Below are 25,626 nucleotides of genomic sequence, written 5' to 3' on the forward strand. Positions count from 1 at the left end.
CCCGTTCGATCACGGCGTGGTCCGCGCCGGAGCGATGCGCCAGATGGTGTTCGACAGGTCATCGGCGACCAGAAGGATGCGCCGCGTCGGATCGAACGCCACCCCGACCGGACGACCGCGCGCCCCGGCCTCGGTCAGGAAGCCTGTGGCGAAGTCCACGGGCGGCCCCGAGGGCCGACCACCCGAGAACGGCACCCAGGTCACCTTGTAGCCGGACGGATCCTGGCGGTTCCAGCTGCCGTGCTCGCCGATGAAGGCGCCCTCGGTGAAGCCGCCGCCGAACCCGCCTTGTGTGGCGAACGACAGGCCCAGGGCCGCGACGTGGGCGCCCAGCGCATAGTCGGGGGCTACGGCGGTGGCCACCAACTCAGGCTTCTGCGGCCGAACGCGCGGATCGATGTTCTGCCCCCAGTAGCTGTAGGGCCAACCGTAGAAGGCGCCTTCGCGCACCGAGGTCAGATAGTCGGGCACCAGTTGCGGACCCAGTTCGTCCCGCTCGTTGACCACGGCCCAGACCGCGCCGGTCGTCGGCTCGATGGCCAGGGCGGTCGGATTGCGGATGCCGGTCGCCATGGTGCGACGCGCGCCCGTCGCCCGGTCGATGGCCCAGACCACCGCCCTCTCCTCCTCCACCGCCATGCCCCGTTCGCCGACGTTCGAGTTGGAGCCGATGCCGACATAGAGGGTCTGGCCGTCGGCGCTGACGGTCAGGGACTTCGTCCAGTGGTGATTGATCTGGGACGGGAGCTTCGTGACCTCTTCCGGCGCGGCGGTGGCGCGGGTCTGACCCGGCGTCCAGGGGATGCGCACCAGAGCGTCCTGGTTGGCGACGTAGATATAGCCGTCCACGAAGGCCAGGCCGTAAGGGGCGTCCAGGTTGTCGGCGAAGACGGTGCGAACCTCTGGCCGGCCGTCGTTGTCAGCGTCGCGCAACAGGGTCAGCCGGTTGCCGCTCTCGACCTGGGTATTGCCCTTTTTCTTGATCGGTCCGGCAATGATGTCCTTGGGACGCAGCGCCGGCGCGTTGCCGCCCCGCCCCTCGGCGATCAGGATGTCGCCATTGGGCAGGATCAGCATCTGGCGGGGGATCTGCAGATCGGTCGCCATGGCCGTAACGGTGAAGCCGGCGGGCACGGTCGGGACCTGATCGCCCCAGCCGGTCGGGCCGGTCACCCGCATCGGCGGGATCAGGGTCTCGCGAACGTCGGGCAGATCGGGCCGGGCGCCCGTCTCGTTGAGGTTGGGATCGCTGCGGCCGCAGGCGGCGAGGACGAGAGCGGCGATACAGACGCCGAGAGTGGTGCGGATCATCGGGCGATCTCCTCGTCGGACGCGCCGGAGATGGCGATGAAGCCGGCGATGAGGGCCAGGAGGCTGCACAGGATGGAGAGGGTCAAACCAAAGGCGCCGACCGAGCTCCAGCCGTCCTGACTGTGCTTGAAGGCGTTGATCAGGCCGAGCACGAACATCAGCGCCAGCGCCCCGAACTCCACCACCCGCCACAGGCGGATCGAGGTCCGCAGCGACAGGACGATGGCGACCAGGGACCAGGCCGCCGCGATCCCGCCGAACACCAAGGCACTAGTAATCAGCCACTGGGAGAAGTTGGTCCACTGGATCTCGGCCGTCTTCAGATAGGCGATGTCGGTCATGACGCCGATGGTGAACAGAGCCGCCGGGAAGCCGAGGATCAGTCCATGAAGCCCCCTCAGGCTCTGTCTTACGCCCAGTGTCGTCGTTCGCATGTCAGCCTCCAGCCAGCCCAAGGACTGGGGCAATCCCTCGGGGACCGGATGGTTTCATGGGCGGGGGCGGACCGATCGCCTCAGTCGCCGAGGACCTTTCGCAGGGACTTCTCGATCTGGCCGCCGGACCAGGCGTCGCCGTAGTTCGCTCGCGCCTGCTCTGCGACCTCGACCAGGGCTGGCAGGGCAGAGACCTGGCGCGCCAGCGCGGCCGTGTGAGGCGCGACCCTGTCCAGCGTCTCGCCGATCGCAGGGAAGCGATCGACGATGGTGGTCCAGAGGGTCGCGGTCGCCACGTCGGCAAGGCCCGCTTCCGAGCCGCCGAGCAGGAAGCCCTCCTTCGCCTTCAGGCCATGACGTAGACCGATCTCCTCCCAGAAGGACATCCATTTCTCGAGGCGCGGCTGGAATTCCGCCCACCGATCCTCGGTCCACATCGACTTGCCGCCGTCACGGGTCAGTTCATCGATGACGTCGTTGGCGTCGCAGACCACTTTCAGCGTCAGGGCGCGACCGGCCGGATCCGTCGGCATCAGGTCCAGGCTCTCCCCAAGATAGAGCAGGATCGCCGGCATCTGCGAGACCGCGAAGTCGTTGGCGTGGTCGACCAGCACCGGCGGCCCCATGAAGGGGATCGGCATGGACTTCACTGGCCCCTCCATCAGGGCGCCGATCGCCTCGTCGCCGGCCTCGTCCCAGGTCTTGCCGGCCCAGCCGAGCACCGCGCGGACGAACTGGCCCCGGAACGGCACGGACCAGTAGTAGAGGGTGTAGTCGCTCATCGCGGGCGGGCCTTTCGGGGCTTCTGGAAACCGCCAAACGCACGGACCGACGGAAGGTCGCGGAACGTCCCGCCAGCGCTGCCGTTGGTGAGGCTCGACCCGGCACCCGGAGACAGGCGACGCATGATGTTCGGCGCGACGGCGATCCCCTACTGCGGCCCCGCGCCTCTGCCCGCCGATCTGTGGGACCAGTGGAACCTCGACCCGCTGATCCTCGCGCCCCTGACCGTCGCCGCCGTCTGGCTGTGCGTGACGCGCCTGCTGACAGTCCGGGCCCGTCTGACTGGCGCGCTCGCCGTCACAATTCTCGCCATCGCCTTCGTCAGCCCCCTTTGCGCGCTGAGCTCCGCCCTGTTCGCGGCGCGCACAGTGCATCACCTGCTGCTGGTCTGCGTCGCAGCGCCCCTGATCGCCTTCGCCCTCCCCCGCGCATCCCACGTCCGGTTCGGCGCGGTGATGATCGCGACTGTGCTCCAGGCCGTCGTGCTGTGGTTCTGGCATGCGCCGGCTCTGTACGAGGCGGCCCTGTCCAACGATCTCGTCTACGCCCTGATGGAGGTCACGCTGCTGGGCGCCTCGGTGCTTTTCTGGGTCATGATCCGCTCGGCGCCGGCGCCCACCGCCGCCCTCGGCCTGGTCCTGACCATGGTGCAGATGGGGATGCTCGGGGCGCTGCTCGTCTTCGCCGGTTCGGCCGTCTACGGCCCGCACCTCATGACCACCGCCGCCTGGGGTCTGACCCCGCTGGAAGACCAACAACTGGCCGGCCTGATCATGTGGGCCCCGGCGGCGGGCATCTATCTGCTGACGGCTCTGATTCAGGTCGCGCGCTGGATCGGACCGGACCCGGAAAGCGGGAGACAGCCGGCGTGATCGACCGGCTGATCCTCAACGTGTTCGAGTGGGCCGCCGGGCACCAGGACGAAGGCCGCTACTCGCCCGTGGGCATCGCCTTCCACTGGACCATGGCGGTCCTGGTCGTCTTCCAACTCGGCTGGGGCTGGTGGATGGGGCGGATGCCCGTCGGCGGAGACAAGGTCGCGGCCTATGAGATGCATTTCTTCATTGGCGTCCTGATGCTGGTCCTCGCCCTGGCGCGCCTGGGCTGGCGGACCTTCGCGCCGGACCTGATCAACGACGCGGACAAGCCGGGGTGGGAGAGCACGGCCGCCCACGTCACCCAATACGTCTTCTACACCTGCCTGATCGGCCTGCCCCTGACAGGCTGGGCCATGGTCTCGGCCACGGCGCGGGATCAGCAGCTGACCTTTCTGGGCTGGTTCGACTGGCCCCTGATGCCGATGCAGACCCTGTCCAACCCGATGCTGTGGTGGATCGAGAATGCTGCAGAGTGGATGCACTGGGGGCTGATCGTCTCACTGATCCTGTTGATCCCGATCCACGCGGGCGCAGCGCTGAAGCACCAGATCATCGACCGGGACGATGTGCTTCATGCAATGGCGCCGGTCGTGCCGCTGCCGACGCTGCGGCGGACACGCTGGCAGAGGCGCTATCGGGCGCTGGAGAAACAGGTTGGCGCTCTAGCCAGCGGCCTATGGCGGCGGCTTCCGCCTCGGTCAGGTTCGCGACGGCCTGCGCCATGACGCCCCGCGCCTCGTTGCGCCGCTTGCCCGTCTGCCAGCGCCTGATCTGCTCGACGGTGTAGGCGGCGGGCTGCCCCGCCACCGCCGGATTGCCCGGCCCGACGCCCAGACCGTCCACACCGTGACAGGTCGAACAGGCCGTCACGTTCCGCGACGGATCGCCGCGCAACCAGATCGCCGGCGGCGGCGTGGCTACCGCAGTCATTGGAGGCGCAGGCATGTCGGCATAGAAGGCCGCGACCGCGCGCCGCTGCCTCTGATCCAGCCGGGCGGCGATGCGCGTCATGGCGTCGTCTTGCCGGAAGTCCGTGGCGTAGTCCTCCATCTGCTTCTGCAGATAGCCGACATCCAGCCCTGCCAGACGGGGAACCGAGACCCCGTCGCCCATCCCGTCCAACCCATGGCAGGTGAAGCAGGCATTCCGCGCCCCGCCGTCGCCGCCGCTCATCGCCACCCCTTCGCCGGTTCGCGTCAGGGCCTCGCCGGTCTCGTTCGACGGCAGGCTGCAGCCGCCCAGGGCTAGCAGCAGACCGGCGGCGAAAATGCGGATCGAGAACGGCACGCCCAGCCAACGGAGCGATATCGCCAAGGTTCCCCGGAACCGTAGCCACAGCCGCGTATTCCCTCGCCGAAGGGGCCTGCCATGAGACCATCCGCAACCATCGTCGCGTCCGCATGAGGACGGCTCTCGCCGTGGCCCTGATGTCGCTCTGCGCCTGCGCCGACAAGACTAGCGCGCCCCGGGTGATCGAGGGCGCCGACGCCACGCGCGGTCTGGCTGTCCTGGAACGGGTCGGCTGCGCCGCCTGCCATCAGATCCCTGGCGTCGCCTGGCCCCAAGGCTCGGTCGGCGGATCGCTGGACGGGTTCGCCGAGCGGTCGCTGATCGCGGGTCGCCTGCCCAATCAACCCGACACCCTGGTCCAGTGGCTGCGCGACGCGCCGTCCCTGTCGCCCGAGACCGGAATGCCGCCCATGCCGATCACCGACGCAGAAGCCCGCGACGTCGCGGCCTATCTCTATACGCTGCGATGACCGCCGCCCGTGGACAGGAGGGCTGGCCCCCGCCGGCGCTGGACCCGGCCGGACCCATGGCCGGGCCGCTGAACACCCTGTCCTGGGTGCTGATCGCCATGGTCGTGGTGGTGACCCTGGTCGTGCTAGTCTCCCTGTGGCTGGCCCTGTTCGGTCCACGCAAATGGCGCAAGACCCTGGGCGGGGAACGGATGATCCTGGTTGCCGGCTTCGCCTTCCCGGCCGTCGTCCTGACCGGTCTCCTGATCTACGGCCTGACCACCACCCGCCAGCTCAGCGCCGCGCCGCAACCCGGAGAGATGCGCATCCGCGTCACTGGCGAGATGTGGTGGTGGCGCGTCGCCTATCTGGACGACCAAGGCAATGAGGTCCTGCAGGACGCGAACGAGGTCCACATCCCGGTCGGCCGTCCTGTGGTGTTCGAACTCGACAGCGCCGACGTCATCCACTCCTTCTGGGTCCCGCGTCTGGGCGGCAAGATGGACATGATCCCCGGTCGCCGGAACTATCTCCGCCTCCAAGCCGACGAGGCCGGGGCCTTCGGCGGCCAGTGCGCCGAATACTGTGGCGGCCCGCATGCGCTCATGGGTCTGGTCGTCGTCGCCCATGAGCCCGCCGAGTTCGAGGCCTGGCGCGCGCGGGCCGCCCAGCCCGCCGCTCCGACCGCCCTCCCCTCCGGCGCCGCCGTGTTCGACCGCGCCGGCTGCGGCGCATGCCACACAGTCCGGGGCACGACCTTCAACGGCATGGCCGGGCCGGACCTGACCCACGTCGGATCGCGCCGCACGCTCGGCGCCGGCATCCTGCCGAACAATCAGGGGACGATGGCCGGCTGGATTTCCGACAGCCAGGCCATCAAGCCCGGCAACCGCATGCCCGCCTATCCGGTCCTGACGGGCCAGGAATTGCGCGACGTCTCCGCCTATCTCGAAAGCCTGAAATGACCGACGCGCCCCCGCCGTCGGAAACCGGCTTCGACACCCGCCTCTACGCCCGCTTCCCCACGACCGAACCCCGGCCCGAGGGCGAACTCGAAGAACTCGAACGCATCTGGTGCGCGCCCAGGGGCTGGCAGTGGATCACGGCCCTGAACAACAACTACGTCGGCGTCTACTACGTCGGCGCGGCCATGCTGTTCTTCGTGCTGGCCGGGGTTCTGGCGCTCCTGCTGCGCACCCAGCTCGCCCTGCCGCTGAACGGCTTCCTGCCTCAGGAAACTTACAACCAGCTCTTCACCATGCACGGGACCATCATGATGTTCCTGTTCGCGGTGCCCGCGGTGGAGGCGCTCGGCGTCCTCCTTCTGCCCCAGATGATCGGCTCGCGCGACCTGCCTTTCCCCAGGCTCAGCGCCTACGCCTTCTGGGCCTATCTGATCGGGGGCCTGGCCTTCTTCTGCTCGATCTTCTTCGGCCTGGCGCCGAACGGCGGCTGGTTCATGTATCCGCCGCTGACCAACACCACCTATTCGCCGGGCATCAACGCCGACTTCTGGCTCCTGGGCATCGGCTTCATCGAGATCTCGGCCATCGCCGGGGCCATCGAGATCATCGTCGGCGTCCTGCGCACCCGCGCCCCCGGCATGACCCTGGACAAGGTGCCGATCTTCGCCTGGGCCATGCTGATCTTCGCGGTGATGATCATCATCGCCTTCCCGTCGGTGATCCTGGCGACCACGCTGATGGAGCTGGAACGGGCCTTCAACTGGCCGTTCTTCGACCCGCTTCGGGGCGGCGACCCCATGCTGTGGCAGCACCTGTTCTGGTTCTTCGGCCACCCGGAGGTCTACATCATCTTCCTGCCGGCGGCGGGGGCCATGTCGACCATGATCCCGGCCATCGCGAGGACGCCCCTGGTCGGCTACCGGCTGGTGGTCCTGGCAATGCTGGCGACGGGGTTCATCAGCTTCGGCGTCTGGGCGCACCACATGTTCGCGACGGGCATGCCGGAGATGTCGATCGGCTTCTTCGCCTCGGCCTCGATGGCCGTCAGCCTGCCCGCGGGCATTCAGGTCTTCGCCTGGATCGCCACCCTGGCGTCCGGAAAGATGCGGTTCAACACGCCGGGCCTCTTCATCCTCGGCTCGCTGGTCATCTTCGTCATGGGCGGGTTGACCGGGGTCATGGTCGCCATGGTCCCCTTCGATTGGCAGGCCCACGACACCTATTTCATCGTCGCCCACCTGCACTACGTCCTGATCGGCGGCATGGTCTTCCCGCTGTTCGCCGCCCTCTACTACTGGATGGGGATGGTCTCCTCCCGCCCCTTGAGCGAGCGGCTGGGCAAGTGGACCTTCTGGCTGATGTTCATCGGCATGCACGTCACCTTCCTGCCCATGCACCTGACCGGGCTGATGGGCATGCCGCGGCGGGTCTACACCTACCTGCCCGGCCGCCAGTGGGAGCTGACCAATCTGATCTCCACCGTCGGCGCCTTCCTGTTCGGGATCGCGGTCCTGATCTGGATCATCGACATGATCCGCAACTTCCGGCCTTTCGGTGAGAAGCAGGCGGGCAACATCTACGAGGGCGGCGGTCTGGAGTGGCTGCCCAACGACCTCTACTCGATCCGCAGCATCCCGGTCGTCACCACGCGGTACCCCGTCTGGGATCAGCCCAAGTTGATGAAGGAGGTCCCCGAGGGCCGCTGGTTCCTGCCCGGCAGCGCCACCGGCGGGCGCGAGACCATCGTCACCTCCACCCTGAACGCCGAGCCCCAGTATGTGCAGCGGATGCCCACGCCGTCGGGCTGGTATATCTGGGCCGCCGTCTTCACCGCCGGCTTCTTCCTCCTTTTGACCGTCCAGGCCTATGTGCTGAGCTTCATCAGCCTGGGCCTGATGATCTGGACCATGATGCAGTGGGCCTGGTTCATGGACCTGCCGCCGGGCGGACCCGGCATGCGCCGCCGCGAGCGCGACGCCGACATCGGCGCGGGCATCACTGTCCCGACGTATCGCAGCGGCCCGTCCAGCACCGGTTGGTGGGCCACGGTCATCACCCTGATCGTCGCCGGCATGGTCCTGGTCATGAGTTGTTTTAGCTATGTCTTCCTGTGGAGCCGCAATCCGTCCGCCTGGGCGCCTCCGCCGGAGATGGCCACGATGGTGGCGCCCGTCGCTCTGAACCTGATCGCCGCCGGCCTCGCCTGGACCTCGAACCGTGCGCTCGCCTTCGATCGCCCACGCAGCCCTGTGATCGCCGCCTTCCTGATGATCGCGGCCGGAGCCGCCCTTGCGTCGGCCTGGGGATTGGACCTCACCAGTTGGCTCGCCACCGACCTCCTGCCCACCACCTCGGGCCAGGGCGCGACCGTCTACAACTTCCTGGCCTGGCAGGGTTTCTTCGTCGCAGTGGTCGCGATCATGAGCCTCTACGTCCTGCTGCGCTGGTTGTTTGGCCGCATCGCATCCAGCCGCCCGACGACGCTGGAGATCATCGGCCTGTTCGTCGTCTACGCGGCAGGCCAGAGCCTCGTCGGGCTCCTCCTCACCCGCCTGTTTCCGGGGCTCGGGTGATGCGGGACTGGGCCATCATCCTAGGCGGTTTGGTCGTCTGGACCTTGCATTTCTTGCTGGTCTACGGCTTCGCCAGCGTGGCGGATGTCACCGACCCCGGCGCTCGCAGGCTGTGGGCTTGGTTGGGTATTGCGGGGACCGGCCTCTGCCTGTCGGCCATCGCCTGGATCGCGGTGGAAGCGCGTTCGAAACGAACCGCGCAAGGTCTGCCACGCGCACTCGGTCTCGGCGGCTGCACCGTCAGCGGGATCGCCGTCGTGTGGCAGAGCCTACCGCTCTTCATCGCCGGCTGAGCTGCGGGGGCGCCGGGTTCGAAGGGCGCGCGGATCTCGCGAAGGCCGGCGCTGAGCACCTTGTCCATCGCGGTGTTCCGCAGGACGCCGTTGCCGAGCGAGCTGGAAAACAGCAGCTGGCCAAAGGCTATCCGCCAGCTACCGACCAAGCTCCCTGGGATCAGATCTCTGGTTTGGATACCCACCTCCGTACCCACCAGGCAGCTTGGGGCTTCGTGAACAAGATCGAAAACGGGTGAACAGGGTCTCCGAATAACAGCTTCAAAAGACCGCAGAATCTCCCCGGAAATGAAAAATGCTGGACTGGTCTGAGACCGTCGAATCATCTACCCGCGGAGCCACTCGGCGCTTTAGCCCGAAAACGATGAGGCGCTAGCGCCTTTCGACATCGGGCGTTCCGTCCGACGAAAAGATCAGCGCCGTCCCGGCCGCAACCGAGGCTTCGCTCCATGATTCCGCCCCGCGCGACGATCGGCATCGATTTCGGCACCACCAACACGGTCGTGGCCCTGACCGGGCCGGAGGGCGACGCCACGGTCGTGCGATTCGTCGCGCCGACTGGCGATCTGGCCACCTTCCGTTCGACGCTCAGCTTCCAGCTCCATCCGGGCGCGGACGGCCGCACCCCGGAACGCGTCGTGGAGGCCGGCCCCTGGGCCATCGAGGCCTATGTCGAGGATCCGCTGGAAACCCGCTTCATCCAGTCGTTCAAGACCTTCGCCGCCTCGGCCGCTTTCACCGAGACGGTGATCGACAACCGCCGATACAAGTTCGAGGACCTGCTGGCCGCCTTCCTGCTGCGCGTCCGCCACCATGCCGGATCGGCCCTGGACCACCTGCCGCCCCGCGTCATCGTCGGACGGCCCGTGACCTTCGCGGGCGGATCGCCGAACGCGAGCCTGGCCCTCGAACGCTACGAGGCGGCGTTCCAGCGGCTGGGCTTCACCGACATCCGCTATGCCTACGAGCCGGTCGGCGCCGCCTTCTTCTTCGCCCGCAGCCTGAAGGAGCCGGCCAACGTCCTGGTCGCCGACTTCGGCGGCGGCACCAGCGACTTCTCCATCGTGCGGTTCGAGCCTTCGCCGGACGGTCTGCGCTCCACGCCCCTGGCGCGGTCGGGCGTCGGCATCGCGGGCGACGCCTTCGACTACCGGATCATCGACCAGCTGGTGTCGCCGGAGTTGGGCAAGGGCGGGACGTATCGCAACATGGGCAAGGTCCTGCCGATCCCCCAGCGCTACTACGCCGCCTTCGCCCGTTGGGATCAGTTGGCCCTGCTGCGGGCGTCCCGAGACATGAAGGACATCCGCGCCCTGGCCCGCACCGCCGACGAGCCGGAGAAGCTGGATCGCCTGATCGAGGTGCTGGACGACAACCACGGCTACGCCCTCTACCAGGCCGTCTCCCGCCTGAAGATGGACCTGTCGCGCGACGAGGCCGCCACTTTCGTCTTCGCCGCAGGGTCTATCCGCATCGAAGCGCCCGTCACCCGCGCCCAGTTCGAGGACTGGATCGCGCCCGACCTCGCCGCCATCGAGGCCGCCGTGGACGAGGCCATCGCCGGATCGGGCCTTTCCGCCGACCAGATCGACCGGGTCTTCCTGACCGGCGGCACCTCCTTTGTCCCGGCGGTGCGCGACATCTTCCACCGTCGTTTCGATCCATCGAAGATCGAGACGGGCGGCGAGTTCGAATCCATCGCCTCGGGCCTGGCCCTGATCGGGCGGGAAACGGACCTCGATCTCTGGAGCGAGCGCCGCTGAGGCGACAGGTCTCGAACCGGCGGCTAGGGTCGTCCCGGATGACCGAACAGATCTCGCCCGCCCTCGCCCGACGCCTGGCCCTGGCCGCCCAGGGCTTCGGCAAGCCCCATCCGACGACCGCCGGGACCCGCCAGTTCCGAGACATCGCCCGGCGTCTGGGCGTCATCCAGATCGACAGCGTCAACGTCGTCAGCCGCACCCACTATCTGCCCGCCTTCTCCCGCTTGGGCGCCTATCCGCGCGAGATGCTGGAGACCGAGGCCTGGGGCAAAAAGCCGACCTTCTTCGAATACTGGGGCCACGAGGCGTCGCTTCTGCCCATCGAGACCCAGCCCCTGATGCGTTGGCGGATGGAGCGGGCGCGGGACGGTCACGGCATCTGGACCGGCATCAACCGCTTCGGCCGGGAGCGCCGCGACTATATCGACGGCGTCCTGGCCGAGATCGAACGGCGCGGCCCGGTCACCGGCGCCGACTTCGCCTCAGGCCCACGGGTCAAGCCCGGCTGGTGGGAGTGGTCCGACGGCAAGCGGGCGCTGGAATGGCTGTTCTGGGCCGGACTGATCACGACCAAGACCCGCCGCAGCTTCGAGCGCGTCTACGACCTGACCGAGCGCGTCATCCCCGCCGCCGTCCACAACGCCCCGACGCCGACCGAGGCGGAGGCCCAGCGCGCCCTGATCCGCATCGCCGCCGACGCCATGGGCGTCGCCACGGCCGCCGACCTTCGCGACTATTTCCGACTGCCGGTCGAAGGCTTCAAGGATCGCATCGCCGAACTGGTCGAGGACGGCGTCCTGACGCCCGCCACCGTCCCCGGCTGGCGCAACACGGCCTTTATCGCCCCGGACGCCCGTCGCCCGCGCAAGATCGAGGGCGCCGCCCTCCTCTCGCCCTTCGACAACCTGATCTGGTTCCGCGACCGCACCGAGCGGCTGTTCGACGTGCGCGTCCGGCTGGAGATCTACACCCCGGCCCACAAGCGCGCCCACGGCTACTACGTCCTGCCCTTCCTGGAGGACGAGGCCATCACCGCCCGCGTCGATCTGAAGGCCGACCGTCAGGCTGGGGTCCTGCTGGTACAGGCGGCCTGGCGCGAGCCTCACGCGACGCCGGAGACCGCCTCGCGGCTGGCGGGCGAACTGGTGCGGATGGCCGGCTGGCTCGGCCTGAGCGGCGTCGAGGTCAAGGAGCGCGGCGACCTCGCCGAGGACCTGTCGAACGCCCTGCCCTGCTGAGGCCAAAAGAAAAGCCCGACGCGGGCGCCGGGCTGAAAAAGTTCGGTGATGGTGGGTGTCCTCGAAGAGAACACCGTATGCGTGCGCCGAATTGGTTAACGGTTCGTTGCCATCCGATCCGGGAACCAGGTCGACTGCCGACCGCCGCCGGGCGCCGACCAGGCGATCCGCCAGCCCGCCCCCGCCCGCTCCAGGGTGTCCGGCTGCGACGCCCCGCCCGGCAAGGGGGAATAGGCGACGCCCCCGAGCCGGATCGGCGTCGTGCCGTCGCCCGATCCGGCCAGCCGCCAACGCCCGGCATCGTCCGCTCTCGCCGTCCGTTGGGCGCTGCCTTCGATGACGACCTCGCTGTCCGGCGCCGCCCGGCCGGAGACCAGGGCGGCTCGCCCGTCCGTATCCACCGCGTCCAGGCCCACGCCTCCATCCAGCCGCTGCGTCGGCGCGCCGACGGCCAGCAAGGCGATCGGGGCCTGCGGGTCCGACCCGATCAGCAGCCGATAAGGCGCCGGGAAGCCTTCCTGCCCGACCCGCGCCTCCACCACGAACAGGGTGTCCTTGGCCGGACGCGGTACGCGCAGTTCGAACATGCCCTCGGCATCCGCGCCGACCGCATAGGCCAGGTCGCCCGCCCCGCTGACCACCACCCGGCCGAGCGGCGAGGCATGCCCCCGCACGATCAGCTCGCCCCCGCTCGAGGCGACCGTGTCGATCTCGGGCGACATGACCCAGCCCGTCTCGGGCGCGGCTTCCGTCTCTGGAACGGCCTGTTCTCCACAGCCCGCGACGAGAAGCGCGGCCACGGCGGCCAGGGTCGATGCGATCGGTCGTTTCATCCTGCTCGCCGGGTCTGTAGGACTGTTCGCCCAGATAGACCGGCGGGGCCGGCCTGTCTCCAATCTTGCGTCTCGCCTCGAGGGTTCATGTCCGCCTCCGCTCCCGTTATCGCCCCCTTCGACGGCCAGTCCGTCTGCCTGTTCTGCGGTTCTTCCGACTCGGCCGATCCCGTCTACACCCAGGCCGCCTCCGCCTTCGGTGCGGCCACGGCGCGCGAGGGCTGGCGGCTGGTCTACGGCGGCGGCGGCGTGGGCCTGATGGGCGCCTCGGCCCGCGCGGCGCACGAGGCGGGCGGTCGGGTCGTCGGCATCATGCCGGCCTTCCTGCGCAGCCGCGAACGCCTGTTCGACGAGGTCGAGACCATCGTCGTCACCTCGATGCACGAGCGCAAACAGCTCATGTACGATCAGTCGGACGCCTTCGTCGTCGCCCCCGGCGGCATCGGCACTCTGGAAGAAGTGGTCGAACTCCTGTCGTGGAAGCGTCTGGACCTGCACGGCAAGCCAGTGATCTTCCTCAACATCAACGGCTTCTGGGAGACCTTCTTCGCCCTGATGCGACAGAGCGTGGAGAGCGGTTTCACCCCCGCCTCCTTCCTTCAGGCCTGGGTCGTCTGCGACACGGTCGAGGAGGCGATCGTCGCGATGCGACACGCTGACGCTTCGTCGGTCTTGAAACATGATCACCGATAAGTAATCATCGCTCAGTCTGCGCCTGCGGTCCGTTCTTTTTGAAAACGCGATTGACAGTTTCGAATAACAACGCACTATGCCGGTGTTGACGCTGGACCGTGTCGGTCCGCCCCACCATCGGAGTCTCCCCCATGCGCGCCGTCCTCCCCATCGTCGCTCTCTGCGCCGCCCTCGCCGCCCCCGCCTTCGCCCAGTCGTCGGCTTCGACCCGCGTCGTCCTCGCGGACGCCTCGCGCGCCCCGGCTCGCGCCACCATCATCGACGGCGCCAACTGGCGCTGCGAAGGCGCGACCTGCACCGCTTCGGGCGGCGCCAACCAGCCCGCCCCGCGCGCCTGCCGTCGCGTCGTGGCCCGCTTCGGCCAGGTCACCGAGTTCTCGTGGCGCGGCACGGCCCTGACGGCCGAAGAACTGGCCGCCTGCAACGGCTGATCGGCGACAGACCGGAATGCAAAAGGGGCGGCTCTCGCGAGCCGCCCCTTTTTCTTTGCCGTCTAGGCGATTTCGCCCTTCAGCCGCTTCTCGATCCGCTCCCGCCCGATCAGCGGCGCCATGGTCGCCATGTCCGGCCCGTGCTGCTGCCCGGTCAGGATCAGCCGCAGCGGCATGAACAGGGCCTTGCCCTTGGCGCCCGTGCTTTCCTTGACCGCCGACGTCCAGGCCGACCAGGCGCCTTCGTCGATCGTCTCCGGCAGGACCGCCAGGGCCGCCGCCGCGAAGGCCGGATCCTCGATCACCGGCGTCACCGGGCCGCGCACGATCCTGGCCAGGTCCACGACGCCGTCGAACTTGGTCAGATTGCCCTTCACCGCGTCCCAGACCGTCTCGCCCAGATCGCAGTCCAGCGCCGCCAGACGCGCCTTGGCCGCCGCATAGCTCATGCCATGCAGGGCCTGGGCGTTCAGACGGTCCAGATCGTCGGTGTCGTAACGCGCCGGCGACCGGCCCATCTTGTCGAAGCTGAAGCCCTGACCCAGGGCCAGCACGCTGTCGGCCACCTCCAGCGCGTCCGAGGTGCCGATCCGCCCCAGGTGGCTGGTGATGGCGATGGGCTCATAGCCCTGCTCGCGCATGTCCGAGATCGACAGAGACCCCAGACGCTTCGACAGGGCGGCCCCGTCCGCACCCACCAGCAGCGGCATGTGGGCGAAGGTCGGGACTTCCGACCCCAGACCCGCCGCGATCAGAGCCTCGAAGATCTCGATCTGGGCGCCGGTATTGGTCGTGTGGTCCTCGCCCCGGATGACGTGGGTGATGCCCATGTTGATGTCGTCGACGACCGACGGCAGGGTGTAGAGATAAAGCCCGTCCTCGCGGATCAGGACCGGGTCCGACATCGAGGCCGTATCGACCTCGCAGTGACCGCGCGACAGGTCCTCCCAGGACACGCGCTTGCCGTCCAGCTTGAAGCGCCAGTGCGGCTTGCGTCCCTCGGCCTCCAGCTTCGCCTTGTCTTCGTCCGTCAGGCTCAGGGCGGCGCGGTCGTAGATCGGCGGCATGCCGCGCGACAGCTGCACCTTGCGGCGACGATCCAGTTCCTCGGACGTATCCCACGCCGGATACAGACGCCCGGCGGCCTTCAGGCGCTCGGCGGCGTCGTGATAGCGGTCGAACCGCTTGGACTGGTTGTACCGCTCGTCCCACGGCATCCCCAGCCAGGTCAGGTCGTCCTCGATCCCCTGTTCGAACTCCGGCGTCGAGCGGGCCAGGTCGGTGTCGTCGATACGCAGGACGAAGGAGCCGCCCTGTCCCTTGGCGAACATCCAGTTGACCAGCGCGGTGCGGACGTTGCCGACATGCAGCTTGCCGGTGGGCGACGGGGCGAAACGGACCTTGACGGACATGGGATGGACAGACCTTGAAAGCGAGGCGCGTAGGTCGGTCACGCAAGGCTCCAAGTCAAGGACGGCCGCGATCCGCCGCTCCGGTCGCTTTTCGGCTTTTCTCGCAAGGATCTTGCGGCATAAGGCGACGATGACCGCGCCTGCCTCCCTCTCCGTCGATCTGAACGCCCTTTCGCACAACTTCCATGCGCTGGAAGCCCTCACCGGCGTCCCCGTGCATCCGGTGGTGAAAGCCAATGCCTATGGCCTCGGCGCCGTCCCGGTCGCGAAACGCCTCATGGCCGAGGGCGCCCGCACCTTCTTCGTCGCCCGCGTGAACGAAGGCGTCGCCCTGCGCGAAGCCATCGGCCCGGAGCCCACGATCTATGTGCTGGACGGTTGCGTCGGCGACGCGGCCGAGACGCTGAAGGCCGCCGATCTTCGCCCCATCCTCAACCACGCCGACCAGATCGCGGCCTGGCGGACGGCGAATGGCGGCGCCTGCGGGCTCCAGATCGACACCGGCATGAACCGCCTCGGCTTCCGCCCGGAGGATGCGCCCGAGCCGTTGGACGGCCTCGACCTGGTCATGAGCCACCTCGCCTGCGCCGACGATCCGGCCGAGCCGATGAACCGCCGCCAGCGCGACGCCTTCGCCGCCGTTTCCGCGCGTTACCCGAACGCCCTGAAGTCCTTCGCCAACTCCGGCGGCTGCTTCCTCGGCCCCGACTACGCCTTCGACGCCGTCCGCCCCGGCATCTGCCTCTATGGCGGCGGTCCCGAGGGTCGCCCCGACGCCCGCCTGAAGGCCGTCGCCACCCTGTCCGCCGAGATCCTGCAACTGCGCGACCTGCCGGCCGGAGAGACCGTCGGCTACTCGCGCGGCTTCCTCGCCGACACGACCCGCCGCATCGCCACGGTCGGCGCGGGCTATGCCGACGGAATCTTTCGTTCGACCAGCCCGAAGGGTCAGGTCTGGATCGCCGGAGAGCTCTGCCCCCTGCTGGGCCGGGTCTCGATGGACGTCATCGCCGTCGATGTGACGGGCCTGGACGTCTCGCTCGGCGACCGGGTCGAACTGTTCGGCGCCAACCGCCCCGTGGACGACGCCGCCACGGCCGCAGGCACGATCAGCTACGAACTCCTGACCTCCATCGGCAATCGGTTCGAGCGCACCTATCTCGGCTAGGTCGCTGAAGCGCGCGGATCAGGCCGGGGCGGAGTTGGCAAAGCATCCCCGGAATTCGCCAACGATTCCAATACCCCGACCTTTTGAGAGCCCTTTTCCTTAACGCCCCTCCAAACGCCCCCATACTGATCCGTTTCGCAAGTAAGGGTGCGTCATGAGGCCATGGACGATCCGAACGCTTCGGACTCTTCGGACGCTTCGGACGGTGTTTTGGAGTCCGGATGTCGATTGAACCTGGCCTCCTACGTCGGAAGCGGTCGCACCCCCGCCAGCGGCCTCTGCCCCGCCGCCAGCGACTCCTGTAAGCCGGTCTCATGGCCAGAGACTCTGCAATCTACGTCTGTCAGTCCTGCGGGGCGGTTCACGGCAAGTGGTCGGGGCAATGCTCCGCCTGCGGCCAGTGGAACACCATCGTCGAGGAAGGCCGATCCGCTTCGCCCCCCGGCGCCCTGAAGCCCGCCGCCACCGCCAAGGCGCGGGGCCTGCAGTTCGAATCCCTGCTGTCCGACACCCCCGAACCGCCGCGCATCATCACCGGCGTCACCGAGTTCGACCGCGTCTGCGGCGGCGGCGTCGTGCCGGGCTCGGCCATCCTGCTCTCTGGCGACCCCGGCGTCGGCAAGTCGACGCTTCTGCTCGACGTCGCCGGTCGCGCGGCCCTGAAGGGCGTCCGCGTCGCCTACATCTCGGGCGAGGAGGCCATCGAACAGATCCGCTCCCGCGCCAAGCGGATGGGTCTGGCCGAGGCCCCGGTGAACCTCGCCTCCGCCACGGCGCTGCGCGACATCATCGGCACCCTGAAGCGCGAAAAGTTCGACATCGTGATCGTCGATTCGGTCCAGACCCTGTGGTCCGACGCCCATGACGCGGGCCCCGGCTCGGTCACCCAGGTCCGCGCCTGCGCCGGCGAACTGGTCCGCCTCGCAAAGTCCGGCGGCCCGGCCGTCGTCCTGGTCGGCCACGTCACCAAGGACGGCCAGGTCGCCGGGCCCCGCGTGGTCGAACACATGGTCGATGCGGTCCTGAGCTTCGAGGGCGAGCGCGGCTATCCCTTCCGCATCCTGCGCGCCGGCAAGAACCGTTTCGGCGCCACCGACGAGATCGGCGTCTTCGAAATGGGGGACTCGGGCCTCCGCGAAGTCTCCAACCCCTCGGCCCTCTTCCTCGGCGAGGGCAAGGACCGCGCGCCCGGCGCCGCCGTCTTCGCCGGCATCGAGGGCTCCCGCCCCGTTCTGGTCGAGATGCAGGCCCTCGTCGCCCCTTCCGCCTATGGCACGCCCCGTCGCGCCGTCATCGGCTGGGACACCAGCCGTCTCGCCATGGTCATGGCGGTGCTGGAAGCCCGCTGCGGCGTCGGCTTCGGCCAGCAGGACGTCTATCTGAACGTCGCCGGGGGCCTGCGCATCAACGAGCCCGCCGCCGACCTCGCCGCCGCCGCCGCCCTGATCTCCTCGGTCACCGACACCCCCCTGCCCCAGGGCTGCATCGTCTTCGGCGAAATCAGCCTGTCCGGAGAGATCCGCGCTGTCGGCCGCGCCGAGGCCCGCCTGCGCGAGGCCCAGAAACTCGGCTTCGACCAGGCCCTGTCCCCGCCCCTCACGGTCAAGGGCGGTGGCGTGGCGATCACAGGCATCAGCCGATTGACCGAAGCCGTCGAACGAATCTCACAGAACAGGTATTGAGTATGTGTCTCCTCCCCATCGCAGATGGGGAGGTGGCTCGTAGCGAAGCGAAGAGACGGAGGGGTTCTTTCTTGAAACGACTGCCGTCCGTGGGATCCCAAGAGCCCCTCCACCGCTTCGCGGTCCCCCTCCCCATCTGCGATGGGGAGGAGACATCGTGACCGGCTTCGACGCCTTCGCGATTATCGTGATCCTCGCCTCGGCCGCCGCCGGCTGGGTGCGCGGGGGCACGCGCGAGATCATCACCCTTCTCAGCTTCATCCTGGCGGCCTTCATCGCCCTGGTCGCTCTGCCCCTGACCGCACCTCTGGGCCGGATGCTGATCGACCCGGACTGGGCCGGTTCGATCTTCGCGGCGATCGTCAGCTTCCTCCTGATCTATTTCGGCATCCGCATCTTCGGCTCGATCCTGTCCAAGCGGGCCCAGGCCCATCCGACGCTCGGCGGCGTGGACCGTTTCATCGGCATTCTCGTCGGGGCGGGCCGGTCGCTGGTCCTTCTGGGCGCCATCCATCTGGTCATCGTCGCCGCCATGCCGGGCGAGAAGACGCCGCGCTGGCTCTCCGAGGCGACCCTGCGTCCGCTCAGCGCCGGGGCCGCCCGCGCCATCCAGATCATCCTGCCCGGCATCGGTCGGGGCGCCGACGCGATCAGCCCCGTGGTCGATTCGTCCGTCCGCAGAGGCTTTTCGAACGATCAAGCCTTGCCCTCGCCCCAAACCGGCCCTAACTCGCGCCCGTCCGCCGCACCCCAATAGTTTCGCCTGTCATCGGAGCCCCCACGATGCGCAGTCTGCCCCACGACATCCAGCCCCCGGTCGTCCACCGGGAGCATTTCCGCGACGCGGACGACGACCGTCCGCGCCTGGAATGCGGCGTCTGCGGCGTCTGGGGCGCGGAGAAGGACGAGGCCTCGGGCATCGTCGCCCTGGGCCTCCACGCCCTGCAGCATCGCGGTCAGGAAGCCTGCGGCATCGCCTCGGTCAACGCCGAGCGCTTCCACACCGAGCGCCACATGGGCCATGTAGGCGAGGCCTTCGGCGGCACCGACCTCGCCAAACGCATGCCGGGCCCGGCGGCCGTGGGCCACACCCGCTATTCCACCGCCGGCGGCAGCTTCCTGCGCAACATCCAGCCGATGTTCGCAGACCTGGACCAGGGCGGCATCGCCATCGCCCACAACGGCAACCTGACCAACTTCCACTACCTGCGGAACCAGCTGGTCGGCGAGGGCTCGATCTTCCAGTCCACCTCGGACTCCGAGGTCATCCTCCACCTGATCGCCCGCAGCCGTAAGGCCAAGATCGTCGACCGCTTCATCGACGCCCTGGCCCGCATCGAGGGCGGCTACGCCTTGGTCGCCCAGACCCGCACCAAGATGATCGGCGCCCGCGACCCGCTGGGCATCCGCCCGCTGGTCCTCGGCCAGATCGGCGACGCCTGGGTCCTGGCGTCGGAGACCTGCGCGCTCGACACCATCGGCGCGACCTTCGTTCGCGACGTCGAGCATGGCGAGGTCATCGTCATCGACCACGAGGGCCTTCGCTCCATCAAGCCGTTCCAGACGCGCGCGGCCCGTCCCTGCCTGTTCGAATACGTCTACTTCTCGCGCCCCGACAGCGTCGTGAACGGCCGTTCCGTCTATGGCGTCCGCAAGCGCATGGGCCACGGCCTGGCGCTCGAACACGCGGTCGAGGCCGATGTCGTCGTGCCCGTGCCCGATTCGGGCGTCCCGGCGGCGCTGGGCTATGCCGAGCAAAGCGGCATCCCCTACGAAATGGGCATCATCCGCAGCCACTATCTGGGCCGCACCTTCATCCAGCCCAGCCAGGGCGCCCGCCAGAAGGGCGTGGCCATGAAGCACAGCCCCAACCGGTCGGTGATCGAGGGCAAGCGCGTCGTCCTGATCGACGACTCCATCGTGCGCGGCACCACCTCGGTGAAACTGGTCCGCGCCGTCCGCGCAGCGGGCGCCACCGAGGTCCACCTGCGTTCGGCCTCCCCGCCGATCCTCTATCCCGACTTCTACGGCATCGACATGCCGGAACGGGACCAACTGATCGCCGCCAACAAGACCCTGGAAGAGATGCGCCAGTATCTGGAGGTCGACTCGCTCGGCTTCCTGTCCGTCGACGGTCTCTATAAGGCCATGGGCGAGACGGGCCGCAACGACGCCATGCCCCAGTTCACGGACCACTATTTCACCGGCGACTATCCGACCCGTCTGGTGGACCGCGAGATCGAGGAAGGCGGCCGCGACGCGGTCTCCCGGCAACTTTCCCTGCTCGTCAGCGCTTAAGCTTCACACGCTCAAGCTCAGGACGCCCGATGGCCCAGGTTCAACTCGGCTACTTCACGCTCGACACGGTCGACATCGCCAGGGCCAAGGCCTTCTACGGCGCCCTGTTCGGCTGGACCTTCGACGCCGACGCCTCGAAATCGACCTACGCCCACGTCGCAGGCTCGAACCCGCCGTTCGGCTTCACCAAGGTCGAGCGCGCCAACAGCGAGACCAACCTCTATTTCCGCGTCGAGGACATCGTCGCCACCTGCGCCCGCGTCACCGAGCTCGGCGGCAAGGCGGCCATCCCGTCCGAAAGCCCCACCGGCCTCTCCTGCATCGTCTGCGACGACCAGGGCTTCAGCTTCAGCCTGTGGCAGGCGGCCGAGGGCTACTGAAGGTCGACATCGTCTGCGCCAAGCACAGGCGGCCATTGACGCGCGGTGTGGATCACACTGGTGATCGTGGTCTCGGACTGCTCTTCATCGCGCACATAGATCAGGACGTAAGGCGCTCCGATCACCGACTTTTCGAAGGTCCCCAGGCGACGCCCGACACGGCCGATATTTCGCCGCGCCACAAGTTCGGCGGCCGCGACGATGCGATTGAAGACTTTCAGCGCAGCCCTCGGGTCGTCCTGCGCGATGTAGTCATAGGCCGCCGTCAGTTCCGCAGCGGCGGCATCGGACCAACGGAGGTCCGTCACGCGGCCTTCGCGCCTCGTGCGATATGAGCCTTGGCCTGTGCCATGACCTCCTCATGGCTGACGGTTCGCCCGGCGACGAAGTCGTCCATCCCCTCCTCGATCTGCTCAAAGATGGGAACCTCGCGCGCCACGAATTGACGCAGGGCTCGTTCAGCCAGGGCGGCCGGGGTCTGACCAGACAGTTCGGCGATATAGGCCAACGCTTCCTGAACGTCGTCCGGCACGGCGATCGTCAGCTTTTCTTCTACACTCACGTAGCCGCTCCGCTAAAAGACCGTCCCACGCCGCAAGAATAGTCGATGACCTCCGCTTCTCAAAACCTCCCCCTTCAAGACCGTGTCGCCCTCGTCGTCGGGGCCTCGCGCGGCATCGGCTACGAGGCCGCCCTGGCCCTGGCCAAGGCCGGCGCTCACGTCGTCGCCGCTTCCCGCACCCAAGGCGCGCTCGAGGAGCTTGACGACGCCATCTACGCCGCCACCGGCAAGCATGCGACGCTGGTGCCCTTCGACCTGATCGACGGCGGGGGCATCGACCGTCTGGGCGGCGCCATCTTCCAGCGGTTCGGCAAGCTGGACATCTGGGTCAACGCCGCCGCCACCCTGGGCGCGCAAGGCCTGACCCCGGTCAGCCACATCGACCCGCGCGGGTTCGCCAAGATCGAGAAGACCAACTTCACCGGAACCTACCGGCTGATCCGCTCGCTGGAGCCCCTGCTGCGCGCTTCGGACGCCGGACGGGTCATCCACCTGACGTCGAGCCTCGCGCGCGAGCCCAAGGCCTTCTGGGGCCTCTACGCCGCGACCAAGGCGGGCGCCGAGGCCCTGATGCTGTCCTGGGCCGACGAGATCGAGAACACCAACGTCCGCATCAGCGTCCTGGACCCCGGCCGCATGCGCACCCAGATGCGCGCCCAGGCCTTCCCGGGCGAGGATCCCGAGACCCTGCCGCACCCTTCGGAAATCGGCCCACTGGTCGTCGAACTGGCGCGCGGCGACGTCGTTCCGCCCCAGCGGACGTCGTTCAAGGACTGGAAGGCGGGCCTCCCCGCCGACGCCCTGATCTGAGCCCGCCGGACCTCCTGTTCCAGATCGACGCCGCCACGGTCGTGCGCGGCGACCGGACGATTCTGGACGACGTCACCCTGCACGTCCCCGTCGGTCGCCACACCGTCATCCTGGGCCGCAACGGCTCGGGCAAGTCGACCCTGGTCAAGCTGATGACCAAACAGATCCACCCGCTCGGCGGAACGGGCGTGCGGGTCTTCGGCCGGGAACACTGGGACGTCTTCGAACTCAGACAACGGCTCGGCATCGTCTCCTCCTCGCTTCAGGCCGACCTCGCCGGCGACGCTCCAGTCACGGCCATGGACACCGTCCTCTCGGGCTTCTTCGCCGCCCACGGCCTGTGGCGACACCACAGGGTCACCGACGCCATGCGAGAGGCGGCGGCGGCCGCTCTGAAGCGGATGCAGGCGACCCATCTGGCCCCGCAGCCCGTGACCTCCCTCTCCACGGGCGAAGCCCGCCGCGTCCTGATCGCCCGTGCCTTGGTCAACAGCCCCGAGGCCCTCCTGCTGGACGAACCCTGCGCCGGTCTGGATCCGGCGACCCGCCGTCAGTTTCTCGACAGTCTGCGCCCCCTCGCCCGCGACGGCATGACACTGATCCTGGTCACCCACCACATCGAGGAGATTCTGCCGGAGATCTCCCACGTCGTGATGATGAAGGACGGCCGGATCGCGGCCGACGGCCCGCGCGAGACGCTGCTGACCGACGACCGCCTGACCGACCTGTTCGGCATGCGCGCCGCCGTCACGAACCGCGACGGCTGGGCTTCCCTCAGCCTCGGCTAGGGTCCAGACCCATAAGCGGGATTCCCAGATCGGGCGAAGCGTGATTCCCTGCTGTGAGGCAGGAGGACGAACATGGCTTCAGAGTTCTGGTTGACGGATGCTCAGTTCGAGCGGCTTCGGCCGTTTCTGCCGAGCAAGCCTCGTGGCGTGCCCCGGGTCGATGATCGACGGGTGATCTCGGGAATCGTTCATGTGCTGATCAGCGGCGGGCGCTGGATCGATGCGCCGCCGATCTACGGCCCTCGCAAGACGCTCTACAATCGCTGGGTCCGTTGGGCCAAGGCGGGCGTCTGGATGAGGGCGTTCGAAGAGTTGGCGGCGTCGGGCGGGCCGCCGGCCGAGCTGATGCTGGACTCGACCTGGGCCAAGGCTCACCGCTCGGCGACGGGCGGAAAGGGGGGGCTTCGGCCAACGGCATAGGTCGCTCGCGCGGCGGGCCGACCACCAAGCTGCACGCCCTGGTCGATGGATTGGGGCGGCTCGTCGCCTTCATGATCACGCCCGGCCAGCGCGGCGACGCACCGGTCGCGGCCGACCTGATCCAGGCCGCGCCCGCGTCAGCGACCCTCGCCGCCGACCGGGCCTACGACAGCGACGTCCTGAGACGCCTGCTGCGGGCGCGAGGCACGACCCCGGTCATCCCCAACGCGCCTTATCGCAAGCGACTGCACCCCTTCGACCCCGAGCCTTACAAGCGAAGGAACCTCGTCGAGCGCGCCTTCTGCCGTATCAAGGACTTCCGCCGCGTCGCCACTCGATACGACAAGCTCGCCTGCACATACGCAGCCGCCGTCGCCCTCGCGGCCATCATCGTCTGGTGGTTATGAGTCTGGACCCTAGGCGCCCTGGCTCTACGACGGGCCCCTACTTCTTCGGCGCGTGCTTCTGGCCGGTGCGGATCCGACCCGATCGCGACACCTGCCGCGCACCGCCGCGCGCGCCCTTCTGCACCGCCACGGACGAACCCGCCTTCTTCGACGACGCCTTCACGCCGGAAATCACGCGCGGCTTGGCGACGCGGGTCTTCTTCTGCTCCAGCGCCTTGCCGGGCAGATGGGACTCTTCCTCTTCCTTCTTGCGCACCTTGCGGGGCGCGGTCTTGGCGTCGCCCTTGTAGCGTTCCGGCCCCGACTTGGCGCCGCCCGCCGCATAGGGGTTCTCCGACCCGCCCTTGACGGTCAGCCGGATCGGCGTGCCCGGCAGGTCGAAGCTCTCGCGGATCGAGTTAGTCAGATAGCGGATATAGTGGTCCGGCAACTGTCCGCCCCGGCTGGCGAACAGCACGAAGGTCGGGGGACGGGCCTTGGTCTGGGCCATGTATTTGGTCTTGATCCGCTTGCCGTCGACGGCAGGCGGCGGGTGCCTCTGGGTCGCCATCGACAGCCAGTCGTTCAGGTCTTTGGTCTTGACCTTCACCGACCAGGTCTCGTGCGCCTTCAGAACGGCGGGCATCAGACGTTCGACGCCCCGACCCGAGTGCGCCGACAGGGCGACGAAGGGCGACCCTTTCAGCTGGGGCAGCTTGTCCTCGGCCATCCGCTTCAGCTCGGCCATGCGGGCCTGCGGGTTCTCTTCCAGGTCCCACTTGGACGCGACATAGACCAGGGCCCGGCCCTCGCGCTCGACCAGATCGGCCAGCTGCAGGTCCTGCACGTCGAAGGCGTTGTCCTTGTCCATGACCATGACCACCACCTCGGCGAAGGTGATGGCGCGGATGGTGTCGGCGACCGACAGCTTCTCCAGCTTCTCCTGGACGCGCGCCTTGCGACGCATCCCGGCCGTGTCGACCAGGCGGATGTTCTGGCCTTCGTATTCCCAGTCGACCGAGATGGAATCGCGCGTGATCCCGGCCTCGGGCCCGGTCAGCAGGCGATCCTCGCCGATCAACCGGTTGATCAGGGTCGACTTGCCGGCGTTCGGGCGGCCTATGATGGCGATGCGGATCGGCTTGTCGGGCTCGTCGATCTCTTCGATGAAGATGTCGGCCGAGGCCGTCACCAGGGCGGCGTAAAGGTCCGCCATCCCCTCGCCGTGCTCGGCCGAGATGGCCACCGGCTCGCCGAAGCCCAGCGAATAGGCCTCGCCCACCCCGCCGCCGCTCTCGCGGCTCTCGGACTTGTTGGCCAAGAGGATGACCGGCTTTTCCTGCTTCCGCAGACGCTCGGCGAAGATTTCGTCCAGCGAGGTCACGCCCTCGCGCGCATCCATCATGAACAGGATGACGTCGGCGTCCTCGATCCCCGCCTCGGTCTGCTCGCGCATGCGGCTTTCCAGACTGTCGTCGGTGACGTCCTCGTACCCGGCCGTGTCGATCAGCGTCAGGTCCATGTCGCCGATATTGCCGTCGGCATAGCGACGGTCGCGGGTCACGCCCGGGCGATCGTCGACGAGCGCAAGGCGCTTTCCGACCAGCCTGTTGAACAGGGTCGACTTGCCCACGTTGGGGCGGCCGACGATGGCGACCTTCAATGCCATTTTTTCCGCTCATCCCCGCGAAAGCGGGGACCCAGTCCTTTGGATGATGATTATCGCCGTAGCGTTGTAACGGTCATCCTAGACGCAGCGCTTCATTTAAGCACTGGGTCCCCGCTT

26 protein-coding genes and 1 pseudogene are annotated in these 25,626 nt (G+C 68.1%); 18 read left to right on the plus strand and 9 right to left on the minus strand.

The genetic code is table 11. The features are described 5' to 3' along the window. Positions 1 to 9: 9 nt before the first annotated feature. From ACETK8_RS11960 to ACETK8_RS11970, 3 genes are all read right to left on the minus strand, one after another. Positions 10 to 1,311, minus strand: a complete 1,302-nt coding sequence (locus ACETK8_RS11960) for a PQQ-dependent sugar dehydrogenase (protein ID WP_374036151.1) — start codon at positions 1,309 to 1,311, stop codon at positions 10 to 12. Continuing rightward, positions 1,308 to 1,745, minus strand: a complete 438-nt coding sequence (locus ACETK8_RS11965; protein WP_374036152.1) for a DUF2231 domain-containing protein — start codon at positions 1,743 to 1,745, stop codon at positions 1,308 to 1,310. Before ACETK8_RS11965 ends, ACETK8_RS11960 begins: the two co-directional genes overlap by 4 nt. An 80-nt stretch (positions 1,746 to 1,825) precedes the next feature. Continuing rightward, positions 1,826 to 2,527, minus strand: coding sequence for a glutathione S-transferase (locus ACETK8_RS11970; protein WP_374036153.1), 702 nt, complete (start codon positions 2,525 to 2,527; stop codon positions 1,826 to 1,828). A 123-nt stretch (positions 2,528 to 2,650) separates the two neighbouring features. Between ACETK8_RS11970 and ACETK8_RS11975 the strand changes: the two genes are divergently transcribed. Both ACETK8_RS11975 and ACETK8_RS11980 read left to right on the plus strand, forming a co-directional pair. After that, a complete protein-coding gene (locus ACETK8_RS11975; protein WP_374036154.1) occupies positions 2,651 to 3,400 on the plus strand; it encodes a cytochrome c oxidase assembly protein in 750 nt (249 codons plus the stop codon). Next, entirely contained in the window at positions 3,397 to 4,131 is a 735-nt protein-coding gene (locus tag ACETK8_RS11980) for a cytochrome b (RefSeq protein ID WP_374036155.1), read from the plus strand. The genes ACETK8_RS11975 and ACETK8_RS11980 overlap by 4 nt, the downstream gene beginning before the upstream one ends. Here the strand turns inward: ACETK8_RS11980 and ACETK8_RS11985 are convergent. Then, positions 4,097 to 4,579: pseudogene (locus ACETK8_RS11985) on the minus strand (c-type cytochrome); the annotation flags it as partial. The gene ACETK8_RS11980 and the pseudogene ACETK8_RS11985 overlap by 35 nt on opposite strands. 227 nt (positions 4,580 to 4,806) lie before the next feature. On the opposite strand from ACETK8_RS11985, the gene ACETK8_RS11990 reads away from it, so the two are divergent. From ACETK8_RS11990 to ACETK8_RS12015, 6 genes are all read left to right on the plus strand, one after another. Then, on the plus strand, positions 4,807 to 5,166 hold the full coding sequence (locus tag ACETK8_RS11990; RefSeq protein ID WP_374036156.1) for a c-type cytochrome: 360 nt from the start codon (positions 4,807 to 4,809) through the stop codon (positions 5,164 to 5,166). Further along, positions 5,163 to 6,110, plus strand: coding sequence for a cytochrome c oxidase subunit II (gene coxB, locus ACETK8_RS11995; protein WP_374036157.1), 948 nt, complete (start codon positions 5,163 to 5,165; stop codon positions 6,108 to 6,110). Before ACETK8_RS11990 ends, coxB begins: the two co-directional genes overlap by 4 nt. Then, complete coding sequence (locus ACETK8_RS12000; RefSeq protein ID WP_374036158.1) at positions 6,107 to 8,683, plus strand: cbb3-type cytochrome c oxidase subunit I; 2,577 nt, start codon at positions 6,107 to 6,109, stop codon at positions 8,681 to 8,683. Before coxB ends, ACETK8_RS12000 begins: the two co-directional genes overlap by 4 nt. Further along, a complete protein-coding gene (locus tag ACETK8_RS12005; RefSeq protein ID WP_374036159.1) occupies positions 8,683 to 8,976 on the plus strand; it encodes a hypothetical protein in 294 nt (97 codons plus the stop codon). Before ACETK8_RS12000 ends, ACETK8_RS12005 begins: the two co-directional genes overlap by 1 nt. A 449-nt stretch (positions 8,977 to 9,425) precedes the next feature. After that, positions 9,426 to 10,739 carry an Hsp70 family protein gene (locus ACETK8_RS12010; protein WP_374036160.1) on the plus strand — a complete coding sequence of 438 codons (1,314 nt, stop codon included), beginning with the start codon at positions 9,426 to 9,428 and terminating at the stop codon, positions 10,737 to 10,739. Between the two features lie 38 nt (positions 10,740 to 10,777). Then, complete coding sequence (locus tag ACETK8_RS12015) at positions 10,778 to 11,977, plus strand: winged helix-turn-helix domain-containing protein (protein ID WP_374036161.1); 1,200 nt, start codon at positions 10,778 to 10,780, stop codon at positions 11,975 to 11,977. A 95-nt stretch (positions 11,978 to 12,072) separates the two neighbouring features. On the opposite strand, the gene ACETK8_RS12020 is transcribed toward ACETK8_RS12015, so the two are convergent. Then, positions 12,073 to 12,810 carry a hypothetical protein gene (locus tag ACETK8_RS12020; RefSeq protein ID WP_374036162.1) on the minus strand — a complete coding sequence of 246 codons (738 nt, stop codon included), beginning with the start codon at positions 12,808 to 12,810 and terminating at the stop codon, positions 12,073 to 12,075. Positions 12,811 to 12,897: 87 nt separating this feature from the next. Between ACETK8_RS12020 and ACETK8_RS12025 the strand changes: the two genes are divergently transcribed. Continuing rightward, on the plus strand, positions 12,898 to 13,503 hold the full coding sequence (locus ACETK8_RS12025; protein ID WP_374036163.1) for a TIGR00730 family Rossman fold protein: 606 nt from the start codon (positions 12,898 to 12,900) through the stop codon (positions 13,501 to 13,503). Positions 13,504 to 13,634: 131 nt separating this feature from the next. After that, positions 13,635 to 13,934: a CC_3452 family protein gene (locus tag ACETK8_RS12030; protein WP_374036164.1), complete on the plus strand. Its 300-nt coding sequence runs from the start codon at positions 13,635 to 13,637 to the stop codon at positions 13,932 to 13,934. 62 nt (positions 13,935 to 13,996) lie between these two features. On the opposite strand, the gene gltX is transcribed toward ACETK8_RS12030, so the two are convergent. Continuing rightward, positions 13,997 to 15,346: a glutamate--tRNA ligase gene (gene gltX, locus ACETK8_RS12035; protein WP_374036165.1), complete on the minus strand. Its 1,350-nt coding sequence runs from the start codon at positions 15,344 to 15,346 to the stop codon at positions 13,997 to 13,999. A gap of 130 nt (positions 15,347 to 15,476) precedes the next feature. Here gltX and alr point away from each other — a divergent pair, with 130 nt between their 5' ends. The 5 genes from alr to ACETK8_RS12060 all read left to right on the plus strand — a co-directional run bounded on the left by alr (position 15,477) and on the right by ACETK8_RS12060 (position 20,874). Continuing rightward, positions 15,477 to 16,514: an alanine racemase gene (alr, locus tag ACETK8_RS12040; protein WP_374036166.1), complete on the plus strand. Its 1,038-nt coding sequence runs from the start codon at positions 15,477 to 15,479 to the stop codon at positions 16,512 to 16,514. Between the two features lie 314 nt (positions 16,515 to 16,828). Next, a complete protein-coding gene (gene radA / locus ACETK8_RS12045; protein ID WP_374036167.1) occupies positions 16,829 to 18,196 on the plus strand; it encodes a DNA repair protein RadA in 1,368 nt (455 codons plus the stop codon). 157 nt (positions 18,197 to 18,353) lie between these two features. Next, positions 18,354 to 18,953: a CvpA family protein gene (locus tag ACETK8_RS12050; protein ID WP_374036168.1), complete on the plus strand. Its 600-nt coding sequence runs from the start codon at positions 18,354 to 18,356 to the stop codon at positions 18,951 to 18,953. A gap of 26 nt (positions 18,954 to 18,979) precedes the next feature. Next, positions 18,980 to 20,494 (plus strand): amidophosphoribosyltransferase, encoded by a 1,515-nt coding sequence (gene purF / locus ACETK8_RS12055; RefSeq protein ID WP_374036169.1) that lies wholly within the window; start codon positions 18,980 to 18,982, stop codon positions 20,492 to 20,494. A 29-nt stretch (positions 20,495 to 20,523) separates the two neighbouring features. Next, positions 20,524 to 20,874: a VOC family protein gene (locus ACETK8_RS12060; protein WP_374036170.1), complete on the plus strand. Its 351-nt coding sequence runs from the start codon at positions 20,524 to 20,526 to the stop codon at positions 20,872 to 20,874. Here the strand turns inward: ACETK8_RS12060 and ACETK8_RS12065 are convergent. Further along, on the minus strand, positions 20,868 to 21,182 hold the full coding sequence (locus tag ACETK8_RS12065; RefSeq protein ID WP_374036171.1) for a type II toxin-antitoxin system RelE/ParE family toxin: 315 nt from the start codon (positions 21,180 to 21,182) through the stop codon (positions 20,868 to 20,870). The genes ACETK8_RS12060 and ACETK8_RS12065 overlap by 7 nt on opposite strands. Further along, positions 21,179 to 21,436: a CopG family ribbon-helix-helix protein gene (locus ACETK8_RS12070; RefSeq protein ID WP_374036172.1), complete on the minus strand. Its 258-nt coding sequence runs from the start codon at positions 21,434 to 21,436 to the stop codon at positions 21,179 to 21,181. Before ACETK8_RS12070 ends, ACETK8_RS12065 begins: the two co-directional genes overlap by 4 nt. Before the next feature lie 45 nt (positions 21,437 to 21,481). Here ACETK8_RS12070 and ACETK8_RS12075 point away from each other — a divergent pair, with 45 nt between their 5' ends. The 3 genes from ACETK8_RS12075 to ACETK8_RS12085 all read left to right on the plus strand — a co-directional run bounded on the left by ACETK8_RS12075 (position 21,482) and on the right by ACETK8_RS12085 (position 23,861). Beyond that, positions 21,482 to 22,246, plus strand: a complete 765-nt coding sequence (locus tag ACETK8_RS12075) for an SDR family NAD(P)-dependent oxidoreductase (RefSeq protein WP_374036173.1) — start codon at positions 21,482 to 21,484, stop codon at positions 22,244 to 22,246. Between the two features lie 41 nt (positions 22,247 to 22,287). Then, entirely contained in the window at positions 22,288 to 23,034 is a 747-nt protein-coding gene (locus ACETK8_RS12080; protein ID WP_374036174.1) for an ABC transporter ATP-binding protein, read from the plus strand. 72 nt (positions 23,035 to 23,106) lie between these two features. Further along, positions 23,107 to 23,861, plus strand: a protein-coding gene (locus ACETK8_RS12085) for an IS5 family transposase (protein ID WP_374036175.1) whose coding sequence is annotated in 2 segments (ribosomal slippage) — positions 23,107 to 23,449 and positions 23,449 to 23,861 — 756 coding nt in all. Because the reading frame shifts where the segments join, the coding sequence is not laid out codon by codon here. A gap of 37 nt (positions 23,862 to 23,898) precedes the next feature. Here ACETK8_RS12085 and der read toward each other — a convergent pair. Beyond that, positions 23,899 to 25,509 carry a ribosome biogenesis GTPase Der gene (gene der, locus ACETK8_RS12090; protein WP_374036176.1) on the minus strand — a complete coding sequence of 537 codons (1,611 nt, stop codon included), beginning with the start codon at positions 25,507 to 25,509 and terminating at the stop codon, positions 23,899 to 23,901. Between the last annotated feature and the right edge of the window lie 117 nt (positions 25,510 to 25,626).

The sequence above is a fragment of the Brevundimonas staleyi genome, assembly GCF_041893865.1.
GTDB lineage: Bacteria > Pseudomonadota > Alphaproteobacteria > Caulobacterales > Caulobacteraceae > Brevundimonas > Brevundimonas staleyi.